11 protein-coding genes are annotated in these 16,755 nt (G+C 58.9%); 9 read left to right on the forward strand and 2 right to left on the reverse strand.

The features are described from left to right. The first annotated feature begins 68 nt into the window (after positions 1–68). The 3 genes from MKZ79_RS19870 to MKZ79_RS19880 are packed head-to-tail and all read left to right on the forward strand — an operon-like array spanning position 69 to position 4,335. Positions 69–3,287, forward strand: coding sequence for a molybdopterin cofactor-binding domain-containing protein (locus MKZ79_RS19870; protein ID WP_336144345.1), 3,219 nt, complete (start codon positions 69–71; stop codon positions 3,285–3,287). A gap of 10 nt (positions 3,288–3,297) precedes the next feature. Continuing rightward, the gene (locus MKZ79_RS19875) at positions 3,298–3,759 is read left to right on the forward strand and encodes a (2Fe-2S)-binding protein (protein WP_336144346.1); all 462 of its coding nucleotides are present in this window, start codon (positions 3,298–3,300) and stop codon (positions 3,757–3,759) included. A 9-nt stretch (positions 3,760–3,768) separates the two neighbouring features. Next, entirely contained in the window at positions 3,769–4,335 is a 567-nt protein-coding gene (locus MKZ79_RS19880) for a nucleotidyltransferase family protein (protein ID WP_336144347.1), read from the forward strand. Here the strand turns inward: MKZ79_RS19880 and MKZ79_RS19885 are convergent. Continuing rightward, entirely contained in the window at positions 4,332–6,116 is a 1,785-nt protein-coding gene (locus MKZ79_RS19885; protein WP_336144348.1) for a sigma 54-interacting transcriptional regulator, read from the reverse strand. The two genes, MKZ79_RS19880 and MKZ79_RS19885, sit on opposite strands and share 4 nt — an antisense overlap. Positions 6,117–6,472: 356 nt before the next feature. Between MKZ79_RS19885 and ygeW the strand changes: the two genes are divergently transcribed. Genes ygeW through arcC form a run of 5 tightly spaced genes read left to right on the forward strand, consistent with a single transcriptional unit; the run spans position 6,473 to position 12,466 of the window. Further along, positions 6,473–7,663, forward strand: coding sequence for a knotted carbamoyltransferase YgeW (gene ygeW, locus MKZ79_RS19890; RefSeq protein ID WP_336144349.1), 1,191 nt, complete (start codon positions 6,473–6,475; stop codon positions 7,661–7,663). A 35-nt stretch (positions 7,664–7,698) separates the two neighbouring features. Continuing rightward, positions 7,699–8,904, forward strand: a complete 1,206-nt coding sequence (dpaL, locus tag MKZ79_RS19895; RefSeq protein WP_336144350.1) for a diaminopropionate ammonia-lyase — start codon at positions 7,699–7,701, stop codon at positions 8,902–8,904. Then, positions 8,904–10,118 (forward strand): YgeY family selenium metabolism-linked hydrolase, encoded by a 1,215-nt coding sequence (locus tag MKZ79_RS19900; RefSeq protein WP_336144390.1) that lies wholly within the window; start codon positions 8,904–8,906, stop codon positions 10,116–10,118. The genes dpaL and MKZ79_RS19900 overlap by 1 nt, the downstream gene beginning before the upstream one ends. Positions 10,119–10,148: 30 nt before the next feature. Beyond that, complete coding sequence (hydA, locus tag MKZ79_RS19905) at positions 10,149–11,537, forward strand: dihydropyrimidinase (RefSeq protein ID WP_336144351.1); 1,389 nt, start codon at positions 10,149–10,151, stop codon at positions 11,535–11,537. Then, a complete protein-coding gene (gene arcC, locus MKZ79_RS19910) occupies positions 11,534–12,466 on the forward strand; it encodes a carbamate kinase (protein WP_336144352.1) in 933 nt (310 codons plus the stop codon). Before hydA ends, arcC begins: the two co-directional genes overlap by 4 nt. Here the strand turns inward: arcC and MKZ79_RS19915 are convergent. Further along, positions 12,453–13,295, reverse strand: coding sequence for an XdhC family protein (locus MKZ79_RS19915; protein ID WP_336144353.1), 843 nt, complete (start codon positions 13,293–13,295; stop codon positions 12,453–12,455). The genes arcC and MKZ79_RS19915 overlap by 14 nt on opposite strands. Positions 13,296–13,648: 353 nt before the next feature. Between MKZ79_RS19915 and ygfK the strand changes: the two genes are divergently transcribed. Beyond that, complete coding sequence (gene ygfK, locus MKZ79_RS19920) at positions 13,649–16,753, forward strand: putative selenate reductase subunit YgfK (protein WP_336144354.1); 3,105 nt, start codon at positions 13,649–13,651, stop codon at positions 16,751–16,753. Positions 16,754–16,755 lie beyond the last annotated feature (2 nt).

Consider the following 16,755-nt stretch of genomic DNA (forward strand, 5'->3'; position numbering starts at 1 on the left):
CATTCGCACTCTGGCATATCGCTTGCTTAAGGTGGCGCCAAAGAAGCGTATCAGGAGGGCCAGAACCCGTGAAAACTCATTTAGTGGGCAGTGAAGTCCCGCGCGTCGACGGCCTGGCGAAGGTCAGGGGCGCAGCCATATACGGCGACGACATCGTATTGAAAAACATGCTTTACGGCGTATGCCGCTACGCCGATATCGCCGCAGGAGAGATCGCCTCGCTGGATATCTCAGAGGCGGAAAAAATGCCCGGCGTAGTGAAAATAGCCACGTGCAAAGATATTCCAGGCCAGCGCTATATCGGCGTAGTCGTCCCGGACTACCCGCCTCTGGCCGATCGTGAAATCGCTTTTCGCGGCGACGTTATCGCCGTTGTCGCCGCGGAAAGCTATGAAATCGCCTGCCAGGCGGCCGAGAAGATCCGCGTCACCTACACGCCCTGGACGCCGATCACCTCGATAAAAGAGGCGACCAGGCCCGGTGCGCGTCTGATCCACAGCGATCGTGAAAACAATATTATCAATCACCATCATACGATTAAGGGCGATATTGAGGCGGGTTTCGCCGCTTCCACTCATATCTTCGAGCGCGATTTCGAGGTCGGTTTTCAGGAGCACGCCTACATCGAACCGGAATCGATCACTGCCGGTTATGATGATAACGAACAGATCGTCACGATCTACGGCTCGATACAGAACGCCCACCGCGTGCGCGGCATGGTGGCGAAATATCTGGATCTGCCGCAGTCGAAAGTAAACGTGAAGCGTTCGGTACTGGGCGGCTCCTTCGGCGGTAAAGATGACATTATCGATCATCTTGCCTGTCGGGCGGCGCTGCTGGCGGTGTTGACGTCAAGGCCGGTAAAAATGACCTATAACCGCGAGCAGTCGATGCGGGAAAGCTATAAGCGTCACCCTTATCAAATGCACTATAAAATCGGTCTGGACGATGAGGCGCGCATTCAGGCGATCAAAATCGATATCCTGGCGGACGGCGGCAGCTACGCCGGCCAGACCCCCTTTGTTACCTGGCGCAGCTCGGTGCAGGCCGCCGGGCCTTACAATATTCCCAATGTCCGCATCGATATCACTGGCGTCTATACCAACAACAACTATACCTCGGCCTATCGCGGCTTCGGCGCGCCGCAGGTGATTTTCGCCAATGAGTCGCTGATGGACGAGGTCGCCGAAAAAATGGGGCTGTCGCCGGTGGAGCTGCGGCTGCGCAACGTGCTGCGGCAGAACGATACCAGCATAGCCGGGCAGGTGTTCAGCGAGCACACCGTTTCAGCGCAGGAAGTCCTGCAAAAGGCGATCGATAAAACCGAGTTTCTGGCGAAGCGCGAGCACTATCAGAAGCTTAACCAGCAGGGCGGCCCAATCAAATATGGCATCGGGCTGGCGCTCAGCCACCGCGGCTGCTCGCTGGGCGCCGAAGGTCTGGACGCCTCTTCCGCGCTGATTCAGGTTAACGCCGACGGCAGCCTGAATCTTTCGACCTCGGTGTCGGAAAACGGTCAGGGCCTGCAAACCACGATGTCGCTAATCGCCGCGGAAGCCTTCGGCCTGAGCCTGGATCGCGTTCACTTTACCGAACCGGCCACCGCGATGATCGCGGACGGCGGCTCTACCGTAGCGTCGCGAGGCACGCTGATGGGCGGCCAGGCGGTGCTCAGCGCGGCCAATAAAATCAAGAGGCGCATGGCCAAAGCGCTGGCGCAGGAGCTGGATGTTACCGATCCCGACGAGCTGGTCTGGGAAAACGGCAAGGTATTCAACCGCAAGCATCCCTGGAAACGCCTGAGTTTCCAGCAGGCGGTGGATATCACCAAAGCCGCCGGCGCTAACCTTTCCGACTACGGCTGGCACGTCGCGCCGGCTATTCACTGGGATGAAGAAAAAGGCTGCGGCAGCCCCTATTTCACCTGGGTTTACGGCTGTCAGGTCGCCGATATCGCTCTGGATACCCGTACCGGAAAAGTGACTTTCAATAATATTACGGCCGTACATGACGTCGGCAAGGTGATCAATAAAGTCGGCTTTGAAGGCCAGGTCTATGGCGGCGTGGCGCAGGGCATGATCGGCTACGGTATGCTCGAGGAGTTCAATATCGAGCAGGGCGAAGTGAAATCAGAAAATTTCGACACTTATCTGCTGCCCACCATTAAAGACGTACCCAATATCGACATTATCGCTGTGGAAAACCATGACCAGGCTGGCCCTTATGGCGCGAAAGTTATCGGCGAACCCGTGCTGGAGCTGGGCGGCGCGGCGCTGAACAATGCGGTCAGCTTCGCGCTTGGACGACGCAACTACGCGCTGCCGCTGACGCTGGAACAGATTCGCCTGGGCTACGCCCTGAAAAAACCGGTGCGGCAGAGCGAGCTGCTGGCCGAGTCGGGCGATAAAAAACAGATACTGCGGCTGAATACGCTGCAAATCGCAAAGCCGAAAACGCTGGATGAGGCGCTACAGCTGCTGGCCGAGGGGCAATGCAGGCCGATTGCGGGCGGCACGGACGTGCTGGTACAGGCAAGGCTCAGCACCACCACGCTGCCGCTGGTAGATATCTCCGGCCTGACGGAGCTGAAACATATTGCGCCTTGCGACGAAGGCATCGCCATTGGGGCAGGCGTCTGCTTTAGCGACTTAACGGCGGACAAGCGAATGCAGGAAAACTATCCGCTGCTGGTCACCGCCTGCAACACCATCGGCTCTCTGCAGCTACGCAACCGCGCGACGCTGGGCGGCAATATCGTTAACGCCGCGCCCTGCGCGGACTCCGTGCCGCCGCTGATCGTCTATGACGCCATAGTAGTGTTGCAGAGTCGGCAGGCGCAGCGCCGTATGCCGCTGGCGGATTTTATTACCGCTGGCTATCGCACTCAGCTACGGCCTGACGAGTTGCTGACGTCGATAATCCTTCCCCAGCCATACCGCGATGCTGGTCTGCAACAGCGCTATTTACAGCTGGGCCGCCGTAACGCCCTCAACATTACCCGCCAGAGCCTGACCGGTCAGTTTACCTTTAACCAGGCCGGCATTCTGGTGCGCTGTCGACTGGTGGACGGCGCGCTGCTCAGTAAACCTCAGCGCCTGATTGCGGTTGAGAAAGTCCTGACCGGCCAGAAGCTGAGCGACGTGCAAACAGAAGCGGGCGCCAGCGCGCTTGAAGCGCTGCTGATGGCCGCGATAGGCAACCGCTGGTCTGCCGCTTACAAAGTGCCGGTCGCGCTGGATATGTTGCGTCAGATATTACAGGAAGCCCGCGAAGCCGGGGCACAATAAGGAGCAAAGCATGAATCGGATCAGGCTGACTATAAACGGTATTCAGGTTGAAAAAGCGGTTGCGGACAATCGCCGCCTGCTTGATTTTTTGCGGGAAGACCTGCAGCTGACCGGCACTAAAGAGGGATGCTCAGTAGGCGAATGCGGCGCCTGTACGGTTATCATGAACGGGAAATCCGTCTGTTCATGCCTGGTGCTGGCGGCGCAGTGCGACGGCGCGGAAGTCACTACTGTCGAAGCGCTGCACAGGGATAAAGTCGGCCAGAAACTGCAGCAGGCGTTTGTCCGTCACGGCGGCGTACAGTGCGGCTTCTGTACGCCTGGCGTGTTGATGAGCACCAAAGCGCTGCTGGATAAGCATCCCAATCCCAGCGACCAACAGATTGCGGAAGCGCTGGAAGGAAACCTCTGTCGCTGTACCGGCTATCGACCGATTATCAAGTCGATTAAAGCGGTGCTGAAAGCGGATTAAGGCTGCGAAGTGAAAGCGTGCATTATGCTGGCGGCAGGCTTCTCATCGCGTATGGGAGCCTGGAAAATGCTGCTGCCGTGGCGGAAGAAGACCGTGCTGGACAGCGCGCTGCGCAACGCGCTGGGGTTTTGCGACAGGGTTATTCTGGTCACGGGCTATCGTGCCGAAGAGCTGCATCAGCGCTACGCTGGCTGGCCTGCCGTTCAGCTTTGCTATAACGCCAACTATCCGTCGGGCATGTTTTCTTCGGTACGCTGCGGCGCCGCTGCGCTCTCCGGCGAACACTTTTTTGTCGTCCCCGGCGATATGCCCGCTATTGATGCCCGCATCTATGCGCGACTCTGGCAGCATCGCGGCTCGCGCTGCCTGCTACCGCGCTATGCGGGCAGAAACGGGCATCCGGTGCTGCTGCCGGGCACGATGGCGACGCACATTATGGCGGCACCTGAAAGCAGCACGCTACGCACGTTAATGCAGGACTTTGGCTGCGCCAGCCTGCCGGTCGACAGCCCGGCCATTCACTGGGATCTGGATACGCCCGAGCAGTATCAGCAGCGGCTGGGCAATGCCTGTTAATTCTTTGCCTGGGACAGGCCATATTTTTTTATTTTGCGATAGAGGGTCGCGACACCAATGCCCAGCTCTTCCGCTATCTGTTTTTTATTGCGGGTGCGCTGCAGCGCTGCCTCTATCAGATTTTTTTCCACCAGTTTCAGCTTCGCGCCCTCTTCTTCTTCGGGCGAGGCACAGACTGTTTTCGCTGAATATTCCGTGGATGGCGCGGCACGAATAGCGGTATGAAACAGCGGCGGCAACAGCGCGCTGTCGATAATTTCGCCCTCAGGGACAATATTCACCAGGTATTCGACAAGGTTGCTCAGCTCGCGCACGTTTCCTGGCCATGGGTGACGCTGCAGCAGCCTGATGACTTCCCGACTGATGCCGGGATAGGCGCAGCCGATACGCTGCGAATGATGGTTAAGAAAGTAATGCAGCAGCAGCTCAATATCCCCTTCACGCTCGCGTAAAGGCGGCATTTCCAGCGGAATAACGTTGAGACGATAGTAGAGATCCTCACGAAATTTACCTTCGATAATAAATTGCCGCAGGTTCTGATGAGTGGCGGAGATAATGCGGATATCGACGGGCACGGGACGGCTGGCGCCAACGGGCAGCACTTCCCGACTCTCTATCGCCCGCAGTAAGCGAGCCTGCAGGCCTGGCGGCATATCACCGATTTCATCCAGGAACAGCGTGCCGCCGCTGGCTGACTGAATCAGACCCGCCCGACCACCGGGCGCTGCGCCGGTAAAAGCGCCTTTCACATAGCCGAACAGCTCGCTTTCCAGCAGATTTTCCGGGATCGCCGCGCAGTTTATCGCTACAAAAGGCTTATCGTGTCGGTTGCTAAGCCGATGGATGGCCCGCGCCACCACCTCTTTACCCGTGCCGCTCTCGCCCAGGATCATCACGCTGGAAGGGCTGGAGGCGATGCGCATAATCAGGCGCTTTAGCTCGCGCATCGCCGGCGATTTGCCGACCAGCCGCTCAATGCCGGGCGGCTCGTTTTCTACCAGAAAAGAGGCCGCGGCGTCCTGGTGAAAAGCCAGCAGAAACAGCGTTTGCGGGCCGATGTGATGCAGCTGGCCCGTCAGCAGCGTCTCATGCTCGCCCAGGATAACGCGATGCTGGGCGTTTCCCCGCCCGGCTTCCCGTTGGCGGCTGAGCGGCTCAATACTCAGCGATCTTCCCGTTAAGTTTTCCTGCGGCACATGTAATTGGCTGAGCGCCCGCTCGTTAATCGCTTTGATCCTGCTCTCTTTATCCAACAGGATCACGCCCTGATCCATATTACCTAGCAGCGTGTGCCAAACGGCGTCGCTTTGCGGCTGCCGCTGCTGTGCGCTGGCAAGGTTAGCCACCAGCAGGCGGGAAACGTGCCACATATACTGCACAAACATTTCCGCGTTATCGCTAAGTTTACGATGTTGCTCATTATTAACCGCAATCAGGCTAATAACGCCCAGGCATCGCTGAGGCGCGAGGATAGGCACGCCGATAAATGCCCGCTCTTTACAGGCATGGCGATGCTGGCAGGCTTTGCAAAGCGGGTTGTAGCGCGAATCGACCACCACCATCTCTTTTTGCGTTTCGATCACGTTTCTGAGCAGGCGGGTATTGCTCTCCAGGCTATGCCCGAAGCGCTGACCATAAGGGCCTGTGCCGGCGATACGGATAAGATGGCGGTCGACAACCTCTACTTCCATTTCCAGCACGTTAGCCAGCAGACTGCTGAAATTCAGTATGGTCGGCTGGATCGCCATCAGCGTAGAAGGTAACGATGGGTTTTCATCCATGGAAAACGTCCTTTTGTCCATAGTCCATTCTCTCATCCGGGAGAATCTGGCACCGCCTCTCATTTTGAGAGAAACGGTAAGCTTTATCATTTTGAGCGCGAAGAATTCAACGATCGCGTAACACCATACTCCGTCACGCTATCGGCTGTCATGCCCGACGCCGCGCTCGGGACGAATTCCCTGGTCATTTCATTTTTATTCTGCTACCCGTTTCGCAAATCCGACGAAAGATCACACTTTTTTATCCTCACTCATCCTGCGCTTCGACGTTGGCACAGAAGTTGATTACAGCGGGCAGGCTTTCTGCCGCGCCCTGGGCGGCAGAGATAATTTACCGCTATTGAGGAACCGATTAAATGGAAGAGACAGGCGCACTGCTGCGGGCTATCGGCCAGAGAAAAACCGGCCTGAGCGACAAAGACTTTCTACTCACCTGGGAGCAGACCCGCGAGGAACTTGAGCAAATACTGGATATCGCTCAGCTAATGAAAAAAATGCGCGAGCAGAACATCGACACGCGAGTCTTCAACAATGGCCTGGGAATTTCTGTTTTCCGCGATAACTCTACCCGCACGCGTTTTTCCTACGCATCGGCGCTGAATCTGCTCGGGCTGACTCAGCAGGATTTGGATGAAGGGAAATCCCAGATCGCACACGGCGAAACGGTACGGGAAACCGCCAACATGATCTCCTTTTGCGCCGATGCGATCGGCATCCGCGACGATATGTATTTGGGCGCGGGCAACGCCTATATGCGCGAAGTCGGCGAAGCGCTGGACGAAGGCTTCAGCCAGGGCGTGCTGCCGCAGCGGCCGGCGCTGGTCAACCTGCAGTGCGATATCGATCACCCCACGCAGTCGATGGCCGACCTGGCCTGGCTGAAAGAGCATTTCGGCGGGCTGGACAAGCTGAAAGGCAAGAAGATCGCCATGACCTGGGCCTATTCGCCAAGCTACGGCAAGCCGCTGTCGGTGCCGCAGGGCATTATCGGCCTGATGACCCGTTTCGGTATGGAGGTCACGCTGGCGCATCCCGAAGGTTACGATCTGATCCCTGAAGTGCTGGAGACGGCCCGGCGCAACGCCACGGCCTCAGGCGGCAGCTTCCGCCAGGTCGGCAGCATGGAAGAGGCGTTCCGCGACGCCGATATCGTCTATCCCAAATCCTGGGCGCCCTGGCAGGTGATGCAGCAAAGAACCACGCTGCTGCGCAATCAGGACAGCGCCGGACTGAAAGAACTGGAGCAGCGCTGCCTGCAGCAAAATGCCCGGCATCAGCAGTGGCACTGTACGGAAGAGATGATGAAGCTGACCCGCAACGGCAGCGCGCTCTATATGCACTGTCTGCCCGCCGACATTACCGGCGTCTCCTGCGAAGCGGGCGAAGTCGCCGCCAGCGTTTTTGAACGCTATCGCATCGCGACTTACAAAGAAGCCAGCTGGAAGCCCTGGATTATCGCCAGCATGATTCTGGCCAGAAAATTCGCCGATCCCGCTGCCGTACTGAGCCGTCGCCTGCAGGAAGCGCAGCCGAGAATAAAATCCTGAGCGCCACCGCTTACTTTTTTAAGGAAAGGTCAGCTATGTCAAACTTCACGTTAAAAATGGCCATTGCGGATAACACGGCTTTTTCTCCTGGTCGCTCAGCGCTGTTCAACCGCGAATCCGCCAGAGCGGCGCGGGCTTTTCACCGCAAGCTGCCCGGCTATCGCCCTACGCCGCTGCTCTCCTTGCCCGCCTTCGCCGCCGCGCTTGGCGTCGAACAGGTTTTGGTTAAAGACGAGTCCCGGCGTTTTGGGCTGAACGCCTTCAAAATGCTTGGCGGCGCCTGGGCTATCGCCCGTCTGCTCTGTAAGGAAACAGACAGCGATATCAACGAGTTCTCATTCGCCACCTTCCGTCAGCAGCAGCGCGCACCCATGACGTTCGCGACCACCACCGACGGCAACCACGGTCGCGGCGTCGCCTGGGCGGCCCGCCAGCTGGGGCAGCGCGCCGTCATCTATATGCCCAAAGGCTCCTCGCCCGCGCGCGTCAGGCACATTACGGAGCTGGGCGCCGAATGCATCGTTACCGAAATGAACTACGACGACACGGTGCGCCTGACCATGCGCGATGCGGAAAAACAGGGTTGGAAGGTGGTGCAGGATACCGCCTGGGAAGGCTATAGCGAAGTGCCCACCTGGATTATGCAGGGCTACGCCACGCTGGCGGACGAGGCCGCAGAGCAGATGCAGGCGATGGGCACCTCGCCGACCCATGTCTTCCTGCAGGCTGGCGTAGGCGCGATGGCCGCTGGCGTGCTCGGCTACCTGAGCGACGTCTACGATGCCAAAAACCTTCATGCCGTGGTCGTGGAGCCGGACAAAGCCGACTGCCTGTACCGCTCCGCCGGAAAGGGAGAGATCGTCAACGTGGGCGGCGAGATGAACACCATCATGGCCGGCCTCGCCTGCGGCGAACCTAATCCGCTGGGCTGGCCGCTGCTGCGCGACTGCGTCAGACAGTTTATCTCCTGCGAGGATCGCGTGGCCGCTTTAGGAATGCGCGTGCTGGGCAATCCTCTGGGCGACGATCCACGCGTGATTTCCGGCGAATCCGGCGCGGTGACCGCAGGCGTGCTGGCTGCCGTTCTGCATCATCCCGAGAGCCAGGCGCTGAAAGAGAAGCTAAAACTCACCTCGGGTTCACGCGTGCTGCTGCTCAGCACCGAAGGCGACACCGATCCGCAGCACTATCGTGAAGTGGTGTGGGAAGGAAAAGATGGCATTACCACTGACAGGAGTTAATCATGAAATCTGTTCCGTTCGACGACATTGTTGCTCTGGCAAACAAATATCAGCCGGAGATGACGCGTTTTCTGCGCGATATGATCGCCATTCCCAGCGAGAGCTGCGATGAAAAACGCGTGGTGGAGCGCATCAGGCAGGAGATGGAAAAAGTCGGTTTCGACAAGATCGAGATCGATCCTATGGGCAATATCCTGGGCTATATCGGTCACGGCCCGCGCCTGCTGGCGATGGACGCCCATATTGACACGGTCGGTATCGGCAACCGTAAAAACTGGCATTTCGATCCTTATGAGGGCATGGAAGATAGCGAGCTGATCGGCGGTCGCGGCGCTTCCGATCAGGAAGGCGGCATGGCGGCGATGGTTTACGCCGCGAAGATCATCAAGGATCTGCGCCTGGAGGACGACTATACGCTGCTGATCACCGGCACGGTGCAGGAAGAGGACTGCGACGGCCTGTGCTGGCAATACCTTATTGAGCAGATGAACATCCGACCTGAATTCGTTATCAGCACCGAGCCGACCGACTGTAAAATTTATCGCGGCCATCGCGGCCGGATGGAGATTCGGGTCGAGGTTCAGGGCGTCAGCTGCCACGGTTCCGCGCCGGAACGCGGCGATAACGCCATCTTTAAAATGGCGCCGATCCTCACCGAGCTGCAGGCGCTGGCCGGCAGGCTGGGCAATGACGAGTTCCTGGGCAAAGGCACCCTGACCGTTTCGGAAATTTTCTTCACCTCCCCCAGCCGCTGCGCCGTGGCGGACAGCTGCGCCATCTCTATCGATCGCCGCCTGACCTGGGGCGAAACCTGGGAGAACGCGCTGGAGGAGATCCGCGCCCTGCCTGCCGTGAAGGCAGCCAAAGCGGAAGTCTCGCTCTATACCTACGAACGCCCATCCTGGACAGGACTGGTCTATCCCACCGACTGCTACTTTCCTACCTGGAAAGTGGAGCCGGACCATATCACGGTAAAAACCCTCAGCGCGGCCTATCGCGGCCTGTTTAAACGCGAACCCGTCGTGGATAAGTGGACTTTTTCCACCAACGGCGTCTCGATTATGGGCCGTCACGGTATTCCCGTTATCGGTTTTGGCCCGGGTAAAGAGCCGGAAGCCCACGCACCCAATGAAAAAACCTGGAAAGCGCATCTGGTCACCTGCGCCGCGCTTTATGCCGCCACGCCTTTGACCTGGCTACAGCAGCAGGCCTGATAGCGGCGCTGGCGTCGAAAGGAGAAAGGGATGAAAACGCTACTGAAAGGCGGCACGCTGGTGGATGACGCCGGGGAATACCGCCAGGATTTGCTGATTGCGCAGGGAAAAATCGTCCGGCGCGCGCCGCAGATCGAGGCGGATGAAAGCATGGGCATTATCGACGCCCGCGAGCTGCTGGTCATGCCGGGCGGCGTGGATGTGCATACCCATTTCAATATCGACGTCGGCATCGCTCAAAGCTGCGACGATTTCTTTGCCGGTACGCGCGCGGCGGCCTGCGGCGGCACCACGACCATTGTCGACCATATGGGTTTTGGGCCGCCAGGCTGCTCGCTCCATCACCAGCTGGAAAAATACCATCGCGACGCGGCCGAAGCGGTTATCGATTACAGCTTCCATGGCGTTATCCAGCACGTGAATCCCCAAATCCTGGAGGAGATTGCGCCGATGGTGCAGCAGGAAGGGATCAGCAGCTTCAAGTTTTATCTGACCTACGACTATATGCTGCAGGATGAGGATGTGCTGAACGTTCTGCAGCGGCTCAACGAAGCGGGCGCGCTGGCGACAGTGCACCCGGAAAACGACGCGGCCATACGCTGGCGGCGACGCCAGTTTCAGCAGCAGGGTAAAACGGCGCCGATCTGGCATGCCCACAGCCGCCCGCTGGCCTGCGAAGCGGAAGCGATTTCACGAACGATCAACCTGGCGCGGCTGGCGGACAACGCGCCTTTATATATCGTCCATCTCTCTAACGGCCTGGGGCTGGACTATGTACGGATGGCGCGGCAAAGCGGGCAGCCGGTCTGGGCGGAAACCTGTCCGCAATATCTGCTGCTGGACAGCAGCAGGTATCTCTTGCCCGACGGGCTGAAATATATTCTCAGCCCGCCTCTGCGCCCGCACAGCGAGCTGGATAAGCTCTGGGTCGGCATCGCCGAAGGCGCTATCGCTACGCTGGCGACCGACCACTGCAATTTTCCCTATCGTCAGCGCCAGCAGATGGCCGCCGGGAACTTCACCCGCTGCCCCAACGGTATGCCGGGCGTGGAAAACCGGCTTGCCCTGCTGTTTTCCGAAGGCGTGATGAAGGGGCGCATCAGTCGTTCACGCTTTGTTTCACTCACCAGCACTATGCCCGCGAAACTGTTTGGCCTGTGGCCGGAAAAAGGCAGCCTGCTGCCTGGCGCCGACGCCGATCTGGTGCTGTTCGATCCTCGTCGCCAGCAGATCGTTCATCATGCCGATCTGCATGACAACGGCGATTATACGCCCTATGAAGGCTTTTGCTGCCAGGGCTGGCCGGCGATCACGCTCTCACGCGGAGAAGTTGTCTGCCGGGAAGGCCGCTTCACCGGTCAGGCAGGCCACGGCCGCTTTATTTCTCGCAAACCATTCGTCACAGGAAGTCACTTATGAAAAAGAGAATTGTACTGGCGCTGGGCGGCAACGCGCTTGGCGCCGGGCTGACCGAGCAAATGCAGGCGGTGCAGCACACGGCGGAAACCATAGCTACGCTAATCGCCGAAGGGCATGAACTGGTGATCACCCACGGCAACGGCCCGCAGGTGGGCATGATCCATCAGGCGTTTGAAGCGGCGGCCCACACGGCGGCGCATTCACCGGTACTGCCGATGTCGGTGTGCGTGGCACTCAGCCAGGGCTACATCGGTTACGACCTGCAAAACGCGCTGCGCGAGGCGCTGCTTAACCACGGCATCGATAAAAACGTGGTATCGCTGATTACCCAGGTACGCGTGGACACGCGCGATCCCGCTTTTGTTCATCCCGACAAGCCGATCGGCTCTTTTTTATCGGAGGAGGAGGCCCGCAAACTGAAGTCGATGGGCATCCTGTTGATGGAGGATGCCGGTCGAGGCTGGCGACGGGTCGTCGCCTCGCCCAAACCTCTGGAAATTATCGAAGCGCGTGCGGTAAAAGCGCTGCTTGAAGCGGGTCAGATTGTGGTCACCGCCGGCGGCGGCGGCATTCCCGTTATCGCGCAGGGGAATCATCTGCAGGGCGCCAATGCCGTTATCGATAAAGATCTCGCCAGCGCCGTACTGGCGCAGGATATTGGCGCCGACATGCTGATTATCCTGACGGCAGTGGAAAAAGTCGCCGTCGATTTCCGTAAACCGACAGAGCGCTGGCTGGATACGCTAACCCCGCAGCAAGCGCTGCGCTATATCGCCGACAATCAGTTCGCGCCCGGTTCGATGCTGCCGAAGGTTGAAGCCGCCGTCGCCTTTGCCGAATCGAAACCCGGACGGCAGGCTTTAATTACGCTGCTCGCAAAAGCCAGAGAAGGCATTGCGGGGCAGACCGGAACGCTTATTCAGCAGTAGCGACGCGGGCCGTTGTCACCGCAGCGGCCTCTGTGCTTTCAATGCCCCGCTCGCCGCCGGATCGCTTCTGGCGGCGATGCTGGATCAGAGCGGCCAGAATGCTCACTGCAATCTCCTCCGGCGTCTCTGCAGCGATCTCCAGCCCCACCGGCGTATGCAAACTTTGCAATCGAGCCTCACCGATCTGCAGCGTTTTGCTCAGCCGCTCACGAAAATATCGCGCTTTGCGTCGGCTGGCCAGCAGGCCCAGATAGCCCAGCGGCAGTTTGATAATCTGCTCCAGCACCTCCCAATCCTGATGGTTGGTCGCCACGATGACGTAGCTGTCGTCCGTCAGCTTCAGCCGGGAAAGTATCTCGCTGTAGTTTTCGCCGCCAACCCGCTCGCAGGCTTGCGGCAGCGCCGGATGACACAGATTTTCCTGCCAGGGATCGGCTATGGTCACCTGAAATCCCAGCGGCACCGCTGCTTGCGCCACCGCCCGATTCACATGGCCCGCGCCCAGCAGAAACAGCGTCGGGCGTCGGGGATAAACGGCAATGTAGATGGTCATGGCGCCGCCGCAGTCCGAGCCGACGGCATCCTCGCCGTGACGCGCCAGCCTGCCGTGAAAAAGGCGCGAGCGCGCTTCCGCCAGCGCGGCTTTGGCCTCCTTCAGCGCCAGCCGCTCTATCATACCGCCGCCGATGGTGCCTGCCGTCTCGCCCTCTTCCGATACCAGCATGGTGGCGGCGTGACGCGGCGCGGAGCCGCGGCACTCGATAATATGCAGCAGCGCGAAAGCGCGATTCTCCTTCTCCAGCCGGCTGGCTATGGCAAACAGGCTCATGTTCCTCTCCTTGCAGTGAGACCCTGTAGGGTCAATGCAACCGCCGTGCCGATTTTTTATGCTTATTTTTCAGTTTATTAGACTAAAAACCCGGCCACAACTTCTCATAATGAGAGCTTTTGTTCTTATATTGCGAAGATTCCCCTGCGCAACGGCAGGTAATGCTTTTCTGGATGCCACTTAGGCTCATTCCCTGGCTGAGCAGGCGCGCTTACGTTGCTTTTTTGCGAAAGCTATCACGAAACCTGGACAAAAAAGCATCCGGTAACGACCCTGGCTCGCTTGTTGCTATGCGCTGACAAAATCGCCCGTGTTGAACAGCGGCACTACTCAGCAGCATTAAGGAGCTATTTATGGGTGACATCATGCGTCCCATTCCTTTCGATGAACTCCTGACGCGGATCTGTGCGGAATATCAGGAGAATCGTTCGATTTTCGGCATTCCCGAAACGGAATTTTATCAGCGGGAGCCGCGTCGCCGGATCGCCCTGTTCGGTGAAAGCTGCGACACGCCTGTTGGGCCGGCCGCCGGCCCGCATACGCAGCTGGCGCAGAATATCGTGGTTGCCTGGCTGACCGGCGGCAGCTTTATTGAACTGAAAACCGTACAGATCCTGGACAGGCTGGAGCTGGAAAAACCCTGTATCGACGCCAGCGACGAAGCGTTCAATACCGAATGGTCTACCGAATTTACCCTGAAAAAAGCCTGGAATGAGTATCTGAAAGCCTGGTTTGCGCTGCATCTGCTGCAGGCGATTTTCACGCCGCGAAGTAATGGAGAGCGCTCTTTTATCTTTAATATGAGCGTCGGCTACGATCTGCAGGGGATAAAACAGCCGCCCATGCAGGCCTTTATCAATGAGATGCTGGACGCCGCTCAAAATGAGAAATTCGCGCTCTACCAGCAAACGCTGCGGCGCTTTATTGCGCGCGGCGGCTGGCGGCTGCTGCAAAAAGCGCAGCCTGCCGACTTAGCGGCGCTGCCCGCCAGTATCTCCAGCCATCTGGTTAACAGCGTCACGCTCTCCACCATGCATGGCTGCCCGCCTGACGAAATCGAATCCATTTGCCGCTATATGCTGGCGGAAAAACAGCTGCATACCTTTGTTAAACTTAATCCTACGCTGCTCGGCTATCAGCGCGTGCGCCAGATTCTGGATAACAACGGCTTCGACTATATCGCTTTAAGCGAAGAGTCCTTCAGCCACGACCTGCCGCTGGATCAGGCGCTGGGGATGCTGGAAAGGCTGCTGGCGCTGGGCCGGGAAAAACAGCGCGCTTTCGGCGTGAAGCTGACCAATACGCTGGGCGCCCGCAACCACAAGCATCGCCTGCCCGGCGAAGAGATGTATATGTCGGGCCGCGCGCTCTATCCGCTGTCGATCAACGTCGCGGCACTGCTCTCCACGCATTTTTCCGGCAGGCTGCCCATCTCCTATTCCGGCGGCGCCAGCCAGTACAATATCGCGGCTATCTTCGCTACCGGCATCCAGCCGATCACCATGGCGACCGATTTGCTTAAACCCGGCGGCTATCTGCGCATGAAAGCCTGCGCGCAAATTCTGGAAAACAGCCAGGGCTGGGAGCGTCAGAGCATAGATGTGCCAGCGCTGCAAAAGCTGGCTGACGAAGCGCTAAGCGCCAGCTGGGCGCAAAAAGCCTGGAAATCCCGCGAGCAGATCGACGCTGGCGGCCCGCTGCCGCTAACCGACTGCTACGTCGCGCCTTGTGTCACCGCGTGCGCTATCCGTCAGGATATTCCGGAGTATCTGCGCCTGGCGGGAGAAGGCCGCTATGTCGAAGCGCTGGATCTGATCTATCAGCGCAACGCCTTACCGGCTATCACCGGGCATATCTGCGATCACCAGTGCCAAAATAACTGTACCCGTCTGGATTACGACAACGCGCTGAATATCCGACGTATCAAGAAAATCGTGCTGGAAAAAGGCTGGGATGAGTATCGTCGACGCTGGCATAAACCGGCAGGATCGGGCGACAAGCATCCCGCTGCCGTGCTGGGTGCCGGGCCGGCAGGGCTCGCTGCCGCCTTTTTCCTCGCTCGGGCGGGCCATCCGGTAACCGTATTTGAGCGCGAAGCCAGCCCTGGCGGCGTAGTGCGACATATCGTGCCGCAATTCCGCATTCCGGCACGGCTGATAGAGCAGGATATTGAGTTTATTGCCGATCACGGCGTGAAATTCGAGTTCGATTGCGATCCTAATCTGACCATTGAGCAGCTTCGCCAGCAGGGCTTTAACTGGATCTGCATCGGTATCGGCGCGGGAAAAAGCAGCGAGCTGTCGCTGACGGGCGGCAATCCCCATGTCTTTAACGCCTTTACATTTTTGCAGGCTTTTAACCAGCAGCGCGTCGATCCCGCGATTCAGGGCGATGTGGCAGTGGTCGGCGCCGGCAACACTGCAATGGACTGCGCCAGAGCGGCGCTGAGAGTGCCAACTGTGCGCTCGGTAACGCTGCTGTATCGTCGGGAAGAGCGGGATATGCCCGCCTGGCCGGAAGAGATAGCCGAAGCCAGACGCGACGGCGTGCAGTTTATGACGCTGGTAAACCCGGAAAGCTTCGCGCCAGACGGCAGCCTGCTGCTGCGGGTAATGGAACCGGGCGAACCGGATCGGCAGGGTCGCCGCCGTCCGGTAGCCACAGCAAGGACGCTGAGCAAACGCTTCAACGCGCTGATCACCGCTACCGGCGAGAAGCCGGACGAGCGGGCGCTCAGCCGTCTCGGCCTGCCGCTGAGCGCTGATGGCCTGGTCGAAGTCGATCCGCATACGCTGGAAACCCGCCAGCCGAACGTTTTCTTAATTGGCGATGCGCAGAGCGGGCCGGCCTCGGTGGTGGCCGCGATTGGCGCCGCACGCAAAGCGACACGCGCCATTCTCAGGCGGGAAAATATCCACTGCGACGACGAGCACAAGCGCTGGCTGAACCGCGATCCCCTTGCCCTCTATCGTCGACACGGCATCGTCGCCGTGCGGCAAATCGGCGACGACGACCAGGAAGCTTTTGCGCGTCAGGAGGCGGCACGCTGCCTGGAGTGCAACTACGTCTGCGCCCGCTGCGTGGATGTCTGTCCCAACCGCGCCAACGTCGCGCTCGCCGTACCGGGATTCGACAGCCGCCAGCAGATCCTGCATCTGGATGCGCTCTGCAACGAATGCGGCAACTGCGCGCAGTTCTGCCCGTGGCAGGGCAAACCCTACAAAGACAAAATCACCCTTTTCAGCCGCCGGGACGATTTCGACAACAGTACCAACCCCGGCTTTCTGCTTGATAAAGAGAGCCTCCGGCTACGTCTCGATCGGCGCGTCTGGCAGCTGAAAATCGACGATCGGGGCGAGGTTGCGGAAGCGGTGCCTGACGAGCTGCAGACGATGGCCCGCGTTATCAGCTATACGCGCCAGCATCATGCTTATCTGCTGGGCAGAGTGGAGGAATAGCT

Origin of the sequence: Erwinia sp. CGal63, assembly GCF_037026505.1 — a bacterium.
In the GTDB taxonomy this organism is placed as follows: domain Bacteria; phylum Pseudomonadota; class Gammaproteobacteria; order Enterobacterales; family Enterobacteriaceae; genus Erwinia.

What these genes read in the sequence shown, in the direction of transcription:
- ygeW (WP_336144349.1), top strand. Translation starts at nt 6,473, where the DNA reads ATGGAAGAGACAGGCGCACTGCTGCGGGCTATCGGCCAGAGAAAAACC.
- dpaL (WP_336144350.1), top strand. Translation starts at nt 7,699, where the DNA reads ATGTCAAACTTCACGTTAAAAATGGCCATTGCGGATAACACGGCTTTT.
- hydA (WP_336144351.1), top strand. Translation starts at nt 10,149, where the DNA reads ATGAAAACGCTACTGAAAGGCGGCACGCTGGTGGATGACGCCGGGGAA.
- ygfK (WP_336144354.1), top strand. Translation starts at nt 13,649, where the DNA reads ATGGGTGACATCATGCGTCCCATTCCTTTCGATGAACTCCTGACGCGG.
- MKZ79_RS19875 (WP_336144346.1), top strand. Translation starts at nt 3,298, where the DNA reads ATGAATCGGATCAGGCTGACTATAAACGGTATTCAGGTTGAAAAAGCG.
- MKZ79_RS19885 (WP_336144348.1), bottom strand. Translation starts at nt 6,116, where the DNA reads ATGGATGAAAACCCATCGTTACCTTCTACGCTGATGGCGATCCAGCCG.
- MKZ79_RS19915 (WP_336144353.1), bottom strand. Translation starts at nt 13,295, where the DNA reads ATGAGCCTGTTTGCCATAGCCAGCCGGCTGGAGAAGGAGAATCGCGCT.
- arcC (WP_336144352.1), top strand. Translation starts at nt 11,534, where the DNA reads ATGAAAAAGAGAATTGTACTGGCGCTGGGCGGCAACGCGCTTGGCGCC.